Raw genomic sequence first — 15743 nt, 5'->3', positions numbered from 1 at the left:
CGTTTTCCACTGCATTGCGGATTTTAGTAAACGAAAATATAATATATGTTCAAAAAAGTGGCTGAAAATCGTTCACACAGGCCGATATTCCTCGAAAACTCGATTGGCGTGCCATTTCCGTACCTCTGGCGTGAGGGACTGCCTCGATTGCAGCTCGAGGCAGTCCGCGTTTGCCTGAAGGGGTGCGGCGCTGCTCTGTCGCCCCCGGCTGCGGGGTGTTCTGCCGGGGCGGGCGTGCGTTGCGCTCGCGCCCTGCGGCGGGTGACGGTCTGCTTGCAAGAGGGGGCCGCGTAAGATGCTCGTGCTAGAATCGCCGGTGATAAGCGAAAGAGAAAAGAGCATGCAATGACGAATTCTCCTAACGAAACCACAAGTCCTTCGGCCTCTGCCTGCGAAACGGGCGCCCTCACCTTCGACGCGATTGCGCGCAATGCGAGGGATTTTGCCGCGGACCGCAGCAACGTCGTGGCGAAGAATGCGGTGACGAGCAACGGGGTGCGCGCAGCTGCGCGCGTTCCCGAACAGGTCGCTCGCAACACCACCGTGTTCGACGTTGAAATCAAGCAGGGCGACCGCACCGACCAGCAGCGCTCGGGCCGTTGCTGGATGTTCGCCAGCTTGAACACGATGCGTATCCGCACGATCAAGAAATTCAATCTGAAGACCTTCGAGTTCAGTCAGGCCTACCCGTTGTACTGGGACAAGCTCGAGAAGGCGAACTGGTTCTTCGAGAACATCCTCAGCACGCTCGACGAACCGCGCGATGGCCGCCTCGTGGCCTTTCTGCTCGCCGACCCGGTGGGGGACGGCGGCCAGTGGGACATGTTCCGCGCCCTGGTGAAGAAGTACGGGGTGGTGCCCAAGGAGGCCATGCCCGATACCGCGTGCGCCAAAAACACCTACGAAATGGATGCCTATCTCACGCGTTACCTGCGCAAATGCGCCTGCGAACTGCGTTGCGCCCACGAGGGCGGCGCTTCTGTCGATGAGCTGCGCTCTGCCAAAGAACGCATGTTGGCCAACGTGCAGCGCATGCTCACCATCTGCCTGGGTGAACCGCCCAAAACCTTTGACGTGCGGCTGCGCGATACCGACGACAAGCTGGCGCTGTCGGGGACCTTTACGCCGCGCGAATTCTTCGAGCGAACCGTGGGGATGGAGCTCGACGATTACGTGTCGGTGATCAGCGCTCCCACGGCGGACAAGCCCTTCGGCCATACCTACACGGTGGAACGCTTGGGCAACGTGGTCGAAGTCGGCGGCGTACGCTATCTCAACCTGCCCGTCGACCGCCTGAAAGAGATGGCGGCGACCCAGCTCAAGGACGGCTTGCCGGTGTGGTTTGGCTGCGACGTCGACCAGTCCTACCTGCAGAAGGACGGCGTGATGGACCGCGATGCGGTGAATGTCGACGCCCTCTTCGGGTTCGAAATCGACCGCGGGTTCGACAAGGCGCAACGCCTCGACTTCGGCGAGTCGGTCATGACGCACGCGATGACGCTCGAAGGCGTCAACCTCGACGCGAACGGTAAGCCGACGCTGTGGAAGGTCGAGAACAGCTGGGGCAAAGACCACGGCAAAGACGGCTTCGACAGCCTGACCGACGATTGGTTCGGGGAATACGTCTATCAGGTGGTTGTGGACAAGAAATACCTGACCGACGGTGAACGCCGCGTGTACGACACCGAAGAGCCCACGGTGCTGGCGCCGTGGGATCCCTTGGGAGCCCTGGCGGACTAAGGCGGGCGGGGCGCTTCGGGCGCTCCGTTGCTTTCGCCGGTGCAACGAAACTGAAACGAAAGGACCGATCATGGCATTACCGGAACCGTCGATGGACGAATGGCTGCGTGAGGCGAAAGCGAGCGCGCATGCCGACCAGTGCGGGATGTTCCTTGCGCACAACGGTGTCGTGCGCGCCACGCCCAAGCGCCAGGTGCGCGAAGGCGTGCAGGGCCTTGGCCAAGTTGTTGCCGTTGACTTCTCCTATGACGCCGAAGGCCTGCAGAAGGCTATCGACGAGGCGCTGACCTGGGACGGCATTTACTACGTGCGCGTGTGGCTCAACGAAGGGCGCTGTGCGGTGGGCGATTCGCTCATGTACGTGCTCGTCGGCGGCGACATTCGCCCGCGCTGCATCGACGCGCTGCAGAAGCTCGTGGGCACGATTAAAAACGAGCTCGTGGTGGAAAAGGAAGTGTACGCGGAAGAGCGGTAGGGCCGCTCGGCGGCTGTCGGTCGCGGGGCTGCGCTCCCTCGCTCTTTCAGGGCTCCGGCCTGCGCGCCGGGGCTCCTGCGCGCCCGCGCTGGGCGGCTTTTCTCGCAGGTAGGTGACCGCAGCGGCTCATATGCTACAATCGCGGGCGCAGAAGAAGACGTCTCGGTGCAAGGAAATCCGGGTGAGAATCCCCCGCGGTGCCGCCACTGTGTTCGGGCCCATGGGCCCGTCAGTCAGAACACTTCCCGAGAAGCGTGCCAGCTGCGCGGCGTCGCACCGCCCAGCTCCCCGCCTTCGGCGGCTTCGCGTAACGTCCGGCCACGGGGCCGGCGCTGTTCTTTCTTCTGGGTTTGATGCGCGGGGAACGCGCACGAGGGAAAGGATGGCGTATGGGCTATTCTCTTGCATCATTGTGGAAAAAGAGCGCCCGCTGCGCGCTGGCGGCGGTCCTGCTCGTCGTGCTCGCCTGGCCGGCGATGCCGCAGCAGGCGGAGGCGGCCGATGAGGGCAGCGCGAGCTCGAGCGCCGCGAACGTGAAGGTGGCGCTCACGGTTATCGACACCACGGCGACCGACGATGCGGGCAACGTGGTGGGCAAGACGGTCTACAACGGCGCGGTCGACGGTCTCACGTCGAGCAGCACGGTTGCCGACCTGCTCCACAAAGCCGGCCTCGATTACGGTGAGAGCTATGGTTCGCCCACGTTCGAGGGCAAGGGCTACAACAAGGACACTGGCGCTTATTGGGTGACTGAATTCGACGGCTCGAGCGCCAACTGGGCCTCCGCTCAACTTTCGTCAAAGCTCGTCGATGGCGGCCACTACCAGTACATCTATTCGAGCACGGGCGATTTTTCCTATGACGATACGTCTGCTCCCGTCCAGCTCACGGTGGTAGATGAGATGAACGGGTCGACCGTGGTCTACAACGACACGGTGTCGGGCCTTACGACGAGCGATACGGTTGCCGATATGGTGAAGAAGACCGGGCTCGATTACGTTGAGAGTTACGGCTCTCCCTACTTCGAGGGGAAGGGATACGATTCGACCACCGGCGCCTATTGGATGACGGTCTTCAATGGCTCGAGCGCGAATTACGCCTCGGCGATGCTTGCTTCTCAGCTCGTCAAGGGCGGTCACTACCAATACGTGTATACGAATTCGAAGGCGAATCCCTACCTGTTCTCGTATTCGGAAAGCATTCCCGACAAGGTGACCTCGGTCGTTCCGCAGGTGAGCGATCCGCTTGCCGGCTATACTCCCGCCGCACCGGCGTCTTCCGAGACGGAAAAGGATTCTGGGGTGTCGTCGGAGCCCTCGAGCACCGACGGGTCTTCGACCCCTACGTTGATGGCGGCCGATGAGGGCAAACTCTCAACGCTTCTCGACAACCTGGCGAACACCTATCGCGAGGGCGGCAGCGGTGCCGCACTTGAAGACGGCAGCACAGCTAACAACCGCTACAATGCCGCCATCGCCTTGCGCGCCATGGACCGCGCCTCCGATGTCGCGAAGGACGAGGTCATTGCCTCGATTGCCCAGAGCGACACCGTCCCCGCGGGTACCATGGCCAAGTACATCACCATGCTCACCGCTGCGGGCGTCGACTGCACGCACGTCGATATCGACGGCACCACGCGCAATCTGGTCAAGGAAATGGAAGAATCCGAAGAGGGGGCTGCGCTGTCCGTCACCGATTACGTGTGCATGCTTCCCATCTACAGTGCCCAGGGCTATGAGATGCAGACGGAGACGGGGATGACGCCCGAAGAGCTTATCGATGCCATCGTCGATGCGGCGGACGCGAACACGGGCTTGGTCGGCTACGACGGTTACCCCGATACGCAGACGACCGCTCAGGCCATTCTGGCTTTGCTTCCCTACAAAGACACCAACAAAAACGCCTCGGATTTCATCGATAAGGCGAAGACTACGATTCTGAGCATGCAGAACGATGATGGCGGTTTCAGCTACAGCTATGGGGATACCACGAGCAATGCGGATGCGACCGCCGAGGTGTGCGCAGCGCTCGATGCGCTGGGCTACAACGTGAACGGTTCCGACACGGCGAGTGCCGCGTCAGGGAAGACGCCGATGTACTACTTGCTCAACCAGGCGAAATCGGATTTGACGGGATACGAGTCGAATTGGGACTCGCAGATGCTCGACTCCGATGCGATGCTCGCCCTTGCCGCGTACAAGGACGGCAAAGCGGCCAACGTGCTCGTTTTCGGTCCGACGGGGGCGTCGGTGGACCCGCAGAGCGGCGAGGTGACGATCACCTTCGTCGATACGGGTGACCCCCGCAGCGCCGACGATAACCAATCGATGACGGTGAAGGCGGCGCCAGGATCGACGATTGCGCTGCCCGATCGCTTGGTATATCGTTCGGACGCCTCGTTCGAGGGATGGAACACGGCGGAAAACCACACGGGCGCGCTCTACAAAGCGGGAGAAACGTATACGGTACCCGAAGATGATACGGTTCTCTATGCTCAATGGGGCGATCTGGCCCTTACCGGCTCCTCCGCTTCCACGATGCCGCAGACCGGCGATGCCTTCCCGGCGGCGCTTGTCGCCGTGCTGCTGGCAGCCGGCGTCGCGGGCGGCGTGGCGCGCGCGAAGGCGCGTCGGGCCTAACGGGGCGACGGGCTTATGAAGCTACCTGAACGCGATACGACACGCAAACGACTCTATGCAGGGGCGGCGGTTCTCGCCGCCCTTCTTGCCGTGCTGCTCTTCGTCCTGCCTGCCGCAGGCGTTACCATGCCGTGGGACAGCAACGCCTTGCAGACGGTCGCTTCGGACGAGGACTCTGCCACCGATACCGCCGAAGTGACTGGCGACGGGGAAGATAACGCCGAAGCGCCCGCCGACGATGCGGCTTCTGCCGATGACGCAGCGGCTTCGAGCGACCAGGCGGCCGCCGAGGGCGACGCCTCTGCCGTGGCCTCTTCCGCAACTGGTGCAGGCACGGGCCAAGCGGGGGCCTCTTCGGACGGACAGTCGGGCGCTTCCTCCGCCTCGTCGGGCGGCGGCGGTGCCGCTTCGTCGGCATCGACCGGCTCCGCGTCTGCTGCGGGCGGCGGGTCGAAGAGCGCTCAGGCGCCTTTCGCATCCGGCTCGACCCAGCAGCAGCAAGCGGCTCCCGCTCCCGCGACGATCACGGTCACGGTGACCATCGATGCTTCCAACGCTCACAAGGTCAACGCCTCCTACCCCTCGTCGATGGGCTCCAAGCAAGTGACGGTGCCCGCCGGCGCTTCGGTCTACGACGCCCTGAAAGCCACGGGCGCCTCGATTGGCGGCAGCTCGACCTACGTGAGTTCGATCAACGGCCTCGCCGAAAAGGCCTGCGGGTCCGGCAGCGGCTGGATGTACAAGGTCAACGGCGTCTATCCCAACTATGCCTGCGGAAAGTACAAGCTGCAGGGCGGCGAGTCGATCGTGTGGGCCTACACGGTCACCAAGGGAGACGTTTCCTAGGTGGATTCCGCTCGTGCCAATCCCTTCGAGGCCTTCCATCCGGTGGTGCCCGTCGTCTACCTTTCGGCCGTCATCGTCTTTGCGATGGCGGCCGTGCACCCGGTCTACGTGGCCCTGTCGCTTGCGGGGGCTGTGGCGGCGGCCTGCCTTGTGCGCGGTCCCGCCCGCGCGTTCGGCACGCTGGGCTTCTCGCTCGTATTCGCGGCCGTGGTCGCTGCGGGCAACCTCGTCTTCGTTGCGCAGGGGTCGACCGAGCTCTTCCGCATCGGCGAGCGCGCCTTCTATGCGGAGGCCTTGGGTTTTGGCCTCGTGATGGGCGGTATGTTCGCCGCCATGCTCATGTGGTTTTCGGTCTGGTCGGCCGTGCTCGACGGCGAGGCCCTGCTTGCCGTGTTCGGCCGCCGCGCTCCCACGGTGGCCCTCATCGTGACCCAGGTCATGCGTCTTACCCGCCAGTTCGTCCGTCGCGGACGCAGCGTGCGGGCCGCCCAAGACGCGGCTTTTCCGCCGGCGTCCCTCTCAAAGCGCGATCGCCTGCGCTTGAACGCCCGCATCGCATCGGTGCTCATGGGCTGGGGGATGGAAGACGGTATCGTGCGCAGCGATGCTATGCGGGCGCGAGGCTACGAATGCGGAATCCCGCGCACCCTCTACCGCCGCGTGCGTTTTCGCGGGCGCGACGGGGCGGCGCTCGCCGTCGTCTGCTTGCTTGTGGCGTTAAGCGGCCTGCTCGCTGGCGTTGCCTGCAGCCAGTACGCCTTCTATCCCACCGCGAGTCGCCTGGTGGCCTGGTGGGGCTATGCGCCCTACGTCGCGCTCATGGCGGTGCCGGCGGTCCTATCTTTCAAGGAGAGCGCCCAATGGCAATTGTCGAAGTAGATCATCTGTCGTTTGCCTACGCGGCGGAAGTGGGGTGCCCTTCCTGCGAGGCCCTTGCCCCCGTGTCCTTTTCGGTTGAAGAAGGTGCTTTCTGCCTGCTCGTGGGGTCGACGGGCTCGGGTAAAACCACCCTTTTGCGCGCGATGAAACCCGAACTGGCCCCGGTGGGGGCCTTCGGCGGCAGCTTGTCGGTGCTCGGTGCGCCTCTTGTGCGCGAGGGGGAGCGCGTGACGGGCCTGCTCCCCGCCGATTCGGCACGGCAGATCGCCTTCGTCTCCCAGGACCCCGGCGCCCAGATCGTCTGCGATACCGTCTGGCACGAAATCGCCTTCGGTCTGGAGAACCTGGGCGTGGCGCCCGACGAGATGCGGCGGCGCGTGGCTGAAGCGGCTCATTTCCTGGGCATCGAGCCTTGGGTGCGCATGCGCACTGAAGACATCTCGGGCGGTCAGCAGCAGCTCGTTAACCTGGCGGGCGTGCTCGCTCTTCGGCCGCGCCTCATCCTTCTCGACGAGCCCACGGCCCAGCTCGACCCCTATGCGCGCGGAATCTTTCTGCATATGCTCGGCCGCGTCAACCGCGAGTTGGGCACCACGGTGATCATGGCGACGCACATGCCCGAAGAGGGCGAACGGTTTGCCACGCAGACGGTGTCCCTGTCGCCTCTCGAACCGCAAGCGCCCCGTCCCCAGACGGTTGCCGAAGGCTTGCTGCGCGGTTCGGCCGAGCCGGGGGAGGACATCGTGCGGGCGCGCGACGTATGGGCGCGCTACGACCGGGGCGGCGCCTGGGTCCTGCGCGGGGCCGACCTGACCGCGCGCGCCGGCGCCGTGCACGCCGTGGTGGGCGGCAACGGCTGCGGCAAATCCACCCTGCTCAAGGTTGCGGCGGGTGCCATGCGCACCCAGCGGGGCAGCGTGCGCACGTTCGCGCGCGCGACCTGCGCCTATCTGCCGCAGGATCCCAAGACCCTCTTCGTCTGCGATTCGGTGGCCGAAGAGCTGGCCGAATGGCGCGACCGAGCTGGGTACGCTGCCGAAGACGAGCAGGAACAGCTTGCGCGCTTCGGCTTGGACGGCATGCTCGATCGCCATCCTTATGATTTGTCGGGCGGCCAGCAACAGCTGCTCGCTCTCGCCAAGCTCTCCCTTTTGCATCCAAGCGTCTACCTGCTCGACGAGCCGTCGAAGGGGCTCGACCCTCAGGCTCAGGCCTGCGTCGCCCGCGCGATTCGCCGTGCGGCACGCGAAGGCGCGGCGATCGTCATGGCCACGCACGACCTCGATTTCGCCTATGTCGTGGCCGACACGGTTACGATGCTCTTCGACGGCCAGGCAGCTTGTTGTGAGCCGGCGGCCCGCTTTTTCGAGGGCAACCTTATCTATCGCCCGCATGAGCGCGCCCGCCTCTTCGGAGCCCTGCGATGACCGGGGACGGTCGAATCGCCCCTGACGGGCGCGGCGATGCATTCGCTCGTCGCAGGGTTCTTTTTGCCGTGCTCGAAGCCGTGGCTCTTACGACGCCCGCCGTGGCCATGGTGGCGTGCGCGGTCGCGGGCATCGAGCAGACGGCCCTGCTCACCTTGGTGGTCGTCCTCGCCGCGCTTGCCCTCTTCTTCTCCGTCTACGAACGCCGGCGTCCGCGTCTGCGCGAGACCATGCCCGTTGCCGTCCTCGCCGCTCTTGCCGCGGCCGGCCGCATTCTTTTCGCTCCCTTCCCTGATGTGAAGCCCGTGTCGGCGATCGCGATCGTGGCGGGGGCTTCGTTCGGGAGGCAGAGCGGATTCATGGTGGGGGCCCTCGCCGCGCTCGTGTCCAACTTCTTCTTCGGGCAGGGACCCTGGACGCCTTGGCAGATGTACGCCTGGGGCCTGGTGGGCTACGGGGCCGGTTTGCTCGCGCGCAGTCGCCTGTTCTCCCGCACGGCCGGGGTGTGCGCCTACGGGTTCGTTGCCTGCTTGGGCTACGGCTTCATCTTGAACCTGTGGAGCATTCTGGGCTTTTTCCACCCGCAGACGGTGGCCGAGGCTCTTGCCGTGTACGCAGCAGCGCTGCCTTTCGATATCGCCCATGGCGTGGCGACGGTGGCCTTCCTGCTCATTCTCTATGCTCCTTGGCGGCGTAAGATCGCCCGCGTGAAGGTGAAGTACGGATTGTAAGGGCTCGACGTTCTCGCCTGTTTCCCACGTCGAGTTTCTCGTTAACAGGGCGCACTCGGCTGCCCGTGCGCATTTGTCTATCCCGGCGTTTTGAGGGCCGAATCGTATGCAAGCCCGGTTGTGCCATCGCCTCTGATCCCTTCTCCTCGCTCCCCGAAGAGCTCATCGCGCAGGGCGCACTCGGCTGCCCTTCGGGCGGAATCGTTGCGCACCTGCACACGATGGCCGATCAATCGGGCGAGGTGCCGCACCACCGCTTCGAATTCCAACGGTCCGGCAAGCTGGGGCCAGGTAAGGGGCACGATGCGGAATCCCTGCGCCTCGAGGACGTTTTGCCTGTGCGCATCATGCTCCCAAGCGCGCTGTTCGTCGTGGAAGGAGCGGCTGTTGTATTCCAGGCCCACCTGTGCGTTGGGCCACGCGAGATCTATGCGGCAGGTGGCGCAGCCCAGGGTGACGCGCGACTGCGCGGAAAGGGCGACGGGGTAGTTCATCTGGGGAATCGGAAGGCCCCATCCACCGAAGCGTTGGGGAAGGCAGGCGAGCAGCTCGACGTGCGACTCCATGGGCGAGGCGCAGCCGTCGACCGCCCATGCGAGCGCACGCAACGCCGGGTTCCGCTCGCCTCGTGCGAGTCTGTGCAGGTAGGATTCGATTGCCGCAACGCTGGTGTGCGGGGTGCACTCGAGGAGTGCCTTGCTGTCGGGCTCGATGGCGTATGCGCTTGCCAAGCGGTTGGCGAGTCGCGCGCATGTTGCCCAACCAAGCCCGCGCGTCGCTTCGGCGTAGAGGGCTTCCGGAGAAAGCACGTAGATGCCTTCGGCGATGCGAACGAGCGAGCCGCGAGGAAGCGCCAGCGAGGAAGAGTGACGCACGGCGTTGCGTCGTCCGGCGCGCGGTGCTTGGTTTGACACAAGATAATGGATGGGTTCGCCTGGCCGCACCAGCCCCGCTGTGCATAGAGCGTCGAAGAGCTCGCAAACAGGTGGGTTCTTCGGCAAGATGGTACGGTCGGAAGGATGGGCGTTCTGCAAAAGAAGCTGTGCGCGCGGGGAGGGCGCGTCCGTCCAGAAGCGCCAGGCCGTGCGGTTGTTCAGTACGATTTCGCTCATAGATCGAGGATGACGGCCTCATTGCGCGGATTGCATCGAGATTCGTCGCGTGGCGGTCACGGCCGTCACGCGGAAGGCTCGCGCATTCGTTGCGCGCGTGTCGCAAGCGAATCTTCGGCGCTCGCCTGTGCGCTGCGGCCTGGCTCGCAAAGGAACCGGGCTCAAATCGCAGGTCTAGTGCAGCTCGAACGGGTTCAAGCAGATGGGAAACTCGTTTCGCAGGGTTATTGCACGCAGAAACTGGCAGACCCGTGCATGTTGAGCAGATTCGTGAAATCTCTTTGCGTTCTGAGCAGCTTTTCCCGGTTGTCGTGATATCCCCCTGCGAAACGAGCAACGACGACCGTATATGAGGTTTGAACGCACGATCTGCTGTAACGGCGCTGCAAAATGAGCGGGAGGTTGCAGCAGGTCTGCAGGTTGAGCAGGTGGAGTGCGGCGTCCCTGCGAACTGTGCGGCCGATCGCATTGACCCTGCAGGATGAGCGTCCCGCGTGCGGCTCCCCTGCGAACTGTGCAGGGGACTGCCCGAAACCCGCATTTCGAGCAAGGGTGCGCACTAGGCGTGCGAATCAAGCGATTGCAGCAGGGGCGCACGGCACGAGCAGCCCGCGTGCGACGGACGCTCGTGCCGGTCGGCCGGTAGCGCAGGGGATGCGCAGCGAACCAGGCGTGCCGCCCTAGTCCCAGGGATCCTTCTCGAAGAGGGGCTCTCGGGTGGGTGCGTCGTGAAGATCGGAATACGGGTCGTAGCCGTCGTCGTCCTCGTTGATCGCGCGAATCGGCGCCGCTCCCTGCGCATCTGTTTCGATGCGCGCCTCGCGCCCGGCGGCCAGCGCCTCAGCCTTCAGCTTGGCGATTTGGCTGGGCAGCAGGGTGCGCACCACGTGGGCATGGGGGTCGGAAGGGGTGCCGACCACGCTCGGGTTGGGGTCCTTGTTCGTCATAACAGTCCTTTCCTCAAAACGAGCGGGCGGCACGCCGGCACCCGCGGCAACGCGGAAGCACATCCGCCGCCCCATCGTCTCATGGCCAGTCGCCTGCACCCTATACGAAACGAGCGGCCCGAAGGCCGCTCGCAGGCGTGGCAGTCGTGTGACGCTTAGGCGCGCTCGGGTACCTTTTCGATTTCGGCGATAACCGGGTCCAGACGGCCGGCAACATCGTAGGCTTCGACCTTGCCTTCGTCGCAGAGGGCGGCGAACTTGGGGTCGATCGGCAGGGTTGCGTAGGCGGGAATGTGGTACTTTTCGGCCACTTCCTTGCCCTGGGGCTCGCCGAAGATGTGGTGCTTCTTGCCGCAATCGGGGCATTCGAAGTAGGCCATGTTCTCGACCAGGCCGAGCGTCTTGACATTCATCTCGGTTGCCAGGTTCACGGCCTTGCCCACGATCATGGCCACGAGCTCCTGCGGGGCCGACACGGTCACGATGCCGTCGACCGGCAGGCTCTGGAAGACGGTGAGCAGGACGTCGGAGGTTCCCGGAGGCATGTCGACGAAGAGGTAGTCGATCTCGCCCCAGTTGGTTTCGTTGAAGAACTGGCGAATCGCGTTGCTCACGACCGGGCCGCGCCAGGCGATGGGCATGTCGTCTTCAGGGAGCATGAGGTTGGTCGACACGACCTTGATGCCGCTCTGGGTCTGGGCGGGCAGGATGCCGTCGTTGTCGGCGGTCAGCGGGTTGGTGATGCCGAAGGTTTTGGGGATGGAAGGGCCGGTGACGTCGGCGTCGAGGATGCCGACCTTTTTGCCGCGCTTGTTCGCCTCGCTGGCGAGCAGGCTGGTGACCAGGCTCTTGCCCACGCCGCCTTTGCCGGACACGACGCCGATCACGTGATGAATCGTCGAGCGCCCGTTGGGTTCGAGAACCTTGGGTCCCTTGTCTTCGCCGCAACCTTGCAGGGCTGCCTTCTCCTCGTCGGAGAGGGGAGCGGTGTTCGCTGCCATATAAACCTTCTTTCGGAATGGTGCGTGAAATCGCATGCGCGCTCGGGCGCATCTCGTCTGGGCTGCATCGTATCACACGGGTTACTGTTCTCAAACAAGGACATAGGTGGGAAGCCATCGGGGAAATGCCTGCCTATACTCGTAGGCGAGACCAAGATGCAGAGAGGCCCTACGTGCCTGTGAAAGGGGAGTTTTAGAATGAAGGTGGAAGAAATCGGTCGCTCGGGGAGCAAGGTCACCGTCCGGGTTGAGGCAAGCCCCGCCGAATACCGCGACGCGGTCTGCGCCGGCGTGCGCGCGTTCTTCTTGAAGCCCACCGACGCGCTGCCCGCCCCCGGCGAGGTCGATCCCATCCTGAAAAACGTGGTCGGCGCCGACGGCGACGTGGCGGCGGCCAAGCTCGATGCGGCGGTCAACTGGCTTCTGCCACGCGCCATCGAGCAGTCGGGCCTTCACCCCATCTGCGACCCGCGCGGCACCTTTCCCGCCCCGCCCGCACAAGGCGAGCCGCTCGTTTTCGAGGTGTCGATGTACCCACGCCCCCAAATCGACCTCACGAGCTACGACCCCGTGTCGATCGAGGTCGAGGCGCCCACGGTGACCGAAGCGGAAATCGACGAGCGCGTGGCCGAAATCACCGCCGAAGCGGTGCGCAACGGCACGCTCGCCCATAACCTCGACGGCACGCCCGATGCGATCGACGACGCCTGGGTGGCCGCCCACATCCCCGACGAGGGATGCAACACGGTGGCCGCCCTGCGCGGCCAGCTTGCTGCCGCCGGCCGCCAGTACAAGCGCCAGCAGTTCGTCCAGTACCAGATGAGCAGGGCGACCGCCGAAATCGCCAAGCGCTTGGAAGAGGACGTGGCGGCCGATCTGGTCGACGCCCTGCGCCAGTCGATGCTCGACGAGCTGCGCGATACGCTTGCGGCCCAGCACACTACTCTCGACGATTTTCTCGCCGCCCAGCAGATGACGCGCGACGCGCTCGAAGTGGGCGCGCAGAACCAAGCCCGCGAGACCCTGCGCCAGTCGGTGGCGCTCGATGCGGTCTTCCGCCATGAAAAGCTCGCGGTCACCGACGACGACCGGCGGGCGGCCCTTGCGGCCATCGCCCCCGGCCATGAAGACGAGGCCGAAGCCCAGATGCGCGAGACCGGCTACCTGTTCGCGATAGAGGAATCGGCCGAGCGCCTGAAGGCCGGCGGTTGGGTGCTCGCCCAGGCCAACGTCACGATTCGCTAGCGTTTTCGCCTGGGACGACGGGGACGGAGGGTGTCGTCCCGTGGGACGACACCCTCCGTCCCCGTTGTCACCCGTTGTCGCGGTGGGACGACATCCTCCGTCCCCGTTGTCACGTTGTCACGCGGTGCGCCTGTGATGCGTGTATGGCAAACGGGTCCCCGCCGCGCGCGGACCGTGGTTTTGCGGGATAATCAGGCCTGTGTGTTTTTGCTTCGTCGAGCCGCAAGGCTCTCATCGCCGGCGCCCCGCGCGCCGGAACCGCTCGGAAGGAGCTTATCTATGTGCGGAATCGTAGGCTACACGGGGACCAAGCTCGCAAAGGACGTCCTCATCGAGGGCCTTCGCCGTCTTGAGTACCGCGGGTACGACTCTGCGGGCATCGCCCTGCAGGAGGGCGGTTCCCTTTCGGTCACGCGCCGTGTGGGCAAGGTGGAGGGTTTGGCCGAAGCTGTGGCCGACCTGCCCACTTCGAGCACGTGCGGCATCGGCCATACGCGTTGGGCCACCCATGGCGCCCCGAGCGAGCGCAACGCCCATCCGCACGTGTCCTGCGACGGGTCGATCGCCGTGGTCCACAACGGCATCATCGAAAACTTCCAGGAGCTGCGCGATGCGCTTGCGGCCAAGGGCCACACCTTCAGGAGCGACACCGACACCGAAGTCGTCGCCCACCTGGTGGAAGACTACTACGAAGGCGACCTGCTCGCCGCTGTGTCCCGCGCCACCCGCGACATCATCGGCGCCTATGGCCTGGCCATCACCTGCGCCGCCGAACCCGGTCGCATCGTCGCGACCCGCAAAGACAGCCCGATCGTGCTCGCCCATGGCGAAGCGGGCAGCTACGTGGCGAGCGACATCATCGCCGTCATCGAAGCTTCGCGCGACGTCGCGGTCTTGGGCGACGGTCAGCTTGCCGACATGCGCCCCGACGGCATCACCTACTACAACGCCGACCTCAAGGAAATCGAGCCCTCGATCATGCACGTCGACTGGGATGTCGACGTGGCCGAAAAGGGCGGCTATCCCGACTTCATGCTGAAGGAGATCCACGAACAGCCCCGCGTCATCCGCGATACGCTGGCGGGCCGCATGACCAACGGCGTGCTGTCGATCGACGAGTTGGGCATGTCGCTTGAAGAACTTCGCCTCATCGACCGCGTCTACATCGTGGCCTGCGGTACGAGCTACCACGCCGGGCTCATCGCCCGCCAGCTCATCGAAGGCTGGGCCCGCATCCCCACCGAGGTCGAGGTCGCGAGCGAGTTCCGCTACCGCAACCCGATCATCACCCCCTCGACGCTCGTAGTGGCTGTCTCCCAGTCCGGCGAAACGGCCGACACCCTGGCGGCCATTCGCGAAGCCCGTATCAAGGGTGGCAAGGTCTTCGGCATCACCAACGTCATCGGCAGCCCGGTGGCGCGCGAAAGCGACGGCGTGATCTACACGAAGGCCAACAAGGAAATCGCCGTGGCCTCCACCAAGTCCTTCCTGGGCCAGGTGGTCAGCCTCACCCTGCTGTCGATGGTGCTCGCCCAGGCCAAGGGCAAGCTGACCAACGACCAGGTGCGCTTGTTGTTCAAGGACCTGGCCGACACGGCCGAAAAGGTCGAGCTCGTTCTGTCCGACACGGAGGCCATCGACGAAGCCGCCCGCGCCTGCAAAGACGCTACCGACGCCTTCTTCATCGGGCGAGGGATGGGATCGGCTACCAGCTTCGAAGGCGCCCTGAAGCTCAAGGAGATCAGTTACGTGCACGCCGAAGCCTACCCGGCCGGCGAGATGAAGCATGGTCCGATCGCCCTGCTCGAGCCCGGCTTCCCCGTGATCGCGGTGGCCACCCAGTCGCCCGTCTACGACAAGGTGGTTTCCAACCTGCAGGAAAGCCGTTCGCGCGGCGCGATGATCGTGGCCGTCGCCACCGAAGGCGACGAGGAGATCAAAGCCAACGCCGACTACGTGATCTACATTCCCAAGGTGCGCGACGCCTTCATGCCGATCGTGGCGAGCGTGCCCCTGCAGCTTTTCGCGCGCTCGATGGCGATTGCGCGCGGGTGCGACGTCGACAAGCCCCGCAATCTGGCGAAGTCGGTCACCGTTGAGTAAGGCGGGCGCACAGAACCCCTCTTCGGCGGCCAAGGCAACGGTTGCCGCCGCCGCGGAAACTCCGGATTCGTCCGGAGAGGGGCGGCCTGCGCCCATCGAAGACGGGGTAGGGCTCGGCGTCGACATCGTCGACATCGCCCGCATGAAGCGGGTGCTCGATCGGTCGCCCCGTTTCGCCCTGCGCGTCTTCACCGAAGGCGAACGGGCCTACTGCGAGGCGACCGCCCAACCCCACGTGCACTACGCCACCCGGTTCGCGGCCAAGGAGGCCGTGCTCAAGGCCCTGGGAACGGGCTTTTCGCGCGGCATCGCCCCGGCCGACGTGGAAGTGGTGCGTCCCAAGAACGGGCGGCCCACCGCAAAGCTCCATCGTCGCGCGGCACAGGTTGCCCACGACCTGGGTGTGCGCGATCTGCCCATCTCGCTTTCCTATACGCATACCGATGCGGTGGCCTGCGCGATGGCGATCACTGACGATTCCGTGCGCGCGACCGAGGCGCGCACCGACCCCATGGAAGAGCTCGCTCGCCAGTTCAAGGAAACGCGGTCGCTGCTCGACGAGATTCCCGCGCGCGGCCCTAAAGAGGAGGCGTAAGAG

13 protein-coding genes are annotated in these 15743 nt (G+C 64.7%); 10 read left to right on the top strand and 3 right to left on the bottom strand.

Going from position 1 to position 15743, the window contains the following annotated elements:
- Window positions 1-345 precede the first annotated feature (345 nt).
- From BN3270_RS08610 to BN3270_RS08580, 7 genes are all read left to right on the top strand, one after another.
- A complete protein-coding gene (locus BN3270_RS08610) occupies window positions 346-1740 on the top strand; it encodes a C1 family peptidase (RefSeq protein ID WP_058986677.1) in 1395 nt (464 codons plus the stop codon).
- A 70-nt stretch (window positions 1741-1810) separates the two neighbouring features.
- On the top strand, window positions 1811-2215 hold the full coding sequence (locus tag BN3270_RS08605) for a molybdenum cofactor biosynthesis protein MoaE (RefSeq protein WP_058986676.1): 405 nt from the start codon (window positions 1811-1813) through the stop codon (window positions 2213-2215).
- A gap of 389 nt (window positions 2216-2604) precedes the next feature.
- On the top strand, window positions 2605-4854 hold the full coding sequence (locus tag BN3270_RS08600; protein WP_058986675.1) for a prenyltransferase/squalene oxidase repeat-containing protein: 2250 nt from the start codon (window positions 2605-2607) through the stop codon (window positions 4852-4854).
- 15 nt (window positions 4855-4869) lie between these two features.
- Complete coding sequence (locus BN3270_RS08595) at window positions 4870-5700, top strand: DUF4430 domain-containing protein (RefSeq protein WP_058986674.1); 831 nt, start codon at window positions 4870-4872, stop codon at window positions 5698-5700.
- On the top strand, window positions 5701-6579 hold the full coding sequence (locus tag BN3270_RS08590; RefSeq protein WP_058986673.1) for an energy-coupling factor transporter transmembrane component T: 879 nt from the start codon (window positions 5701-5703) through the stop codon (window positions 6577-6579). It begins immediately after the preceding gene.
- Window positions 6561-8006 carry an ABC transporter ATP-binding protein gene (locus BN3270_RS08585; RefSeq protein WP_058986672.1) on the top strand — a complete coding sequence of 482 codons (1446 nt, stop codon included), beginning with the start codon at window positions 6561-6563 and terminating at the stop codon, window positions 8004-8006. The genes BN3270_RS08590 and BN3270_RS08585 overlap by 19 nt, the downstream gene beginning before the upstream one ends.
- 68 nt (window positions 8007-8074) lie before the next feature.
- Window positions 8075-8737 (top strand): DUF6580 family putative transport protein, encoded by a 663-nt coding sequence (locus BN3270_RS08580; protein WP_271711976.1) that lies wholly within the window; start codon window positions 8075-8077, stop codon window positions 8735-8737.
- A gap of 77 nt (window positions 8738-8814) precedes the next feature.
- On the opposite strand, the gene BN3270_RS08575 is transcribed toward BN3270_RS08580, so the two are convergent.
- The 3 genes from BN3270_RS08575 to BN3270_RS08565 form a co-directional block, all read right to left on the bottom strand.
- Window positions 8815-9612, bottom strand: coding sequence for a PDDEXK family nuclease (locus BN3270_RS08575; protein ID WP_058986670.1), 798 nt, complete (start codon window positions 9610-9612; stop codon window positions 8815-8817).
- A 917-nt stretch (window positions 9613-10529) separates the two neighbouring features.
- On the bottom strand, window positions 10530-10796 hold the full coding sequence (locus tag BN3270_RS08570; protein WP_058986669.1) for a hypothetical protein: 267 nt from the start codon (window positions 10794-10796) through the stop codon (window positions 10530-10532).
- 155 nt (window positions 10797-10951) lie between these two features.
- Window positions 10952-11797: an Mrp/NBP35 family ATP-binding protein gene (locus tag BN3270_RS08565; RefSeq protein ID WP_058986668.1), complete on the bottom strand. Its 846-nt coding sequence runs from the start codon at window positions 11795-11797 to the stop codon at window positions 10952-10954.
- A gap of 198 nt (window positions 11798-11995) precedes the next feature.
- On the opposite strand from BN3270_RS08565, the gene BN3270_RS08560 reads away from it, so the two are divergent.
- The 3 genes from BN3270_RS08560 (at window position 11996) to acpS (ending at window position 15740) form a co-directional block, all read left to right on the top strand.
- Complete coding sequence (locus tag BN3270_RS08560) at window positions 11996-13042, top strand: trigger factor (protein WP_058986667.1); 1047 nt, start codon at window positions 11996-11998, stop codon at window positions 13040-13042.
- A gap of 279 nt (window positions 13043-13321) precedes the next feature.
- Window positions 13322-15145, top strand: a complete 1824-nt coding sequence (glmS, locus tag BN3270_RS08555; protein ID WP_058986666.1) for a glutamine--fructose-6-phosphate transaminase (isomerizing) — start codon at window positions 13322-13324, stop codon at window positions 15143-15145.
- Window positions 15138-15740 (top strand): holo-ACP synthase, encoded by a 603-nt coding sequence (gene acpS, locus BN3270_RS08550; protein WP_082673450.1) that lies wholly within the window; start codon window positions 15138-15140, stop codon window positions 15738-15740. Before glmS ends, acpS begins: the two co-directional genes overlap by 8 nt.
- Window positions 15741-15743: the final 3 nt, after the last annotated feature.

This window comes from Hugonella massiliensis (genome assembly GCA_001486445.1).
GTDB classification, from domain to species: Bacteria; Actinomycetota; Coriobacteriia; order Coriobacteriales; family Eggerthellaceae; genus Hugonella; species Hugonella massiliensis.
Note: the sequence above shows the minus strand (reverse complement) of the source record. Positions and strands in the feature narration are given on the sequence as shown.